Genomic DNA, 2,143 nt, shown 5'->3' with positions numbered 1-2,143 from the left:
ATTGTCAGATGTATCGGTTACAGTTACACCTATTGGGTCAGTACCGAATACCAAGGCTGAGTTTGCAACATAGCCTCTTTCAATATCGGCAGCTAGTAAGGTATAATGTGCTATTGCAAATCCAGTTTGGTTTGGTGCCAACACGTTTGGTGAAACACTGATTGGACTGTTAGAAATCAAAGTGTCTTCAATGAAAACATTGCTTAACGTGATATTTCCAGTATTCAATACCGTAAATCCGTACGTGATTTTATCTCCAACTAAGCCTGTTCCTACCAAAACTCCATCTTTAGTCAATCTAATTTTTGGATCATAAAAATTAAATCCAGCGTCCATAGCATTTAGATTTCTGAGAGGGTCATTTAAGGTCAATGTTGTATTCACATTAAACAAATCAGTGATTCCAGTAATTGGATCGGCGTCTGAGTCGAGTTCAGAATCTGAGCCAATGTTTTTCAAATCAGCATTCATTCCTACTGGTTTAACAAATTGGAGACGGTAATCGCCGTTAATTACATTGTTAAATACATATTTTCCATCAATTCCTGAAACTGTCGTGTCAATAATTACACCTGACGCATTGAGTAAGTACACCGTAACGTTTGGCAATGGGGTATCCCCAGCATTTTGTGTATTTGAAAAGTCTTTATCTTCAAAAACATAGTCGCCAATAGAGCCATAAGGAACATATCCAGCGTCTTTTTTGGTATTGTTTCTCAAAGTATCATTGACAGGTTTAGTAACATCAATGCTAATTGTTTCAGTCCATCCCGACGTATTAATATCACTATCTAAGGTGTCAATTCCATTATATTGAGGTGAAACCATAGCCTCAGATGGGGTTTTAAAGAATAATTTGTAGTTCCCAGAAGGCAAAGAATCAAATAGATATTTTCCATTAATATCTGAAATTGTACTATCTAACAACACAGTTCCAGTTCCGTCGTAAAGGTAAACTTTAATACTATCCATAAAACTTTCAGTAAGCTCCTGCACGCCATTGTTATTGTAGTCTGCCCAAACTAAATCTCCAATGGAACCAAATCTTACTTCAATAACTTCTGTTGTAGCCGTTGCTGTACAACCGTTTAAGCTTTTTGCCGTTACGGTATAAATGCCAGGCGTAGAAATACTTACGGTATCATTGGTTCCTAATCCATTAGACCAAAGATATGATTCTCCTCCTTGAGCAATTCTTAGAACATTGCTTTGAAGGACACTAATAGTATCATTACCCAAGATTGTAGGCAATGGCATAATCGTATCTACAGCTACAACAATTGATGCAGTTGCCGTAAATCCATTCACAATATTGGTTTTTGTAACCGTATAAATCGTGGTTATTGAAGGCAAAGCGATCGGATTAGAAATATTAGCATCACTAAGTCCAATTGATGGCGACCAGCTATAGGTATGACCAATTTCAGCTATTTCTCCAATTTCTTGTCCTAAAGTATTATCAACGCAAGTAATGGTAAAGCCTGTTCCTGCCACTGCAATTGGAATACTATTATCTAAAGTTATTACCACTTGGTCTTGATCATCTTCCGTTGGAATATTATTGTTTGGCGTACTATTTGGATCAAATTGGTCTACGCCTACTACTTGTGCAATATTGGTATAGCTAATGCCTGATAAAGGAGGCAAAACCGTAGCTTTATAAGTTAGTATTTGAGAATTTCCTGACAAAATTGTAGGAATATTCCATACCAAAGAATCTACTAATAAATTTCCAGAATTGCTTATGTTGGTAATGTTTCCATAGCCATTTGGAATAGCATCTCCAATGGAAACATTCGTAGCAGAATCAGGCCCAGCATTATTGATGGTTAATGTAAAAATGACTACATCTCCCACAATTGGATTTAAATTGCTTATAGTTTTAGTTAAACTCAAATCCGCGATCTGAGCACCAGGGGTCACGGAATCATAATCATCTTCCGTAGGTACGTCATTGTCAGGCGTTGAGTTCGGGTCAAACTGGTCAGAAGCAATCACTTGAGCGACATTGGTAAAGGAAATACCCACACCAGGAGCCAAAACAGTAGCTTCATAAGTCAATACCACAGAACCACCCGAAGCGATAGATAAACCGCTCCAAGTCAAAGTATCGTTTGCAAAAACGCCAGCACCACTGATATTA

General features: G+C 37.6%; 1 protein-coding gene. It reads right to left on the bottom strand.

The genetic code is table 11. The features are described from left to right. A partial coding sequence (locus EGI22_RS15180; protein WP_310588167.1) for an SdrD B-like domain-containing protein occupies window positions 1–2,143 on the bottom strand: 2,143 nt, incomplete at both ends.

The organism is Lacihabitans sp. LS3-19 (assembly GCF_024343575.1).
GTDB lineage: Bacteria > Bacteroidota > Bacteroidia > Cytophagales > Spirosomataceae > Leadbetterella.
This window is presented reverse-complemented; position numbering and strand designations above follow the sequence as displayed.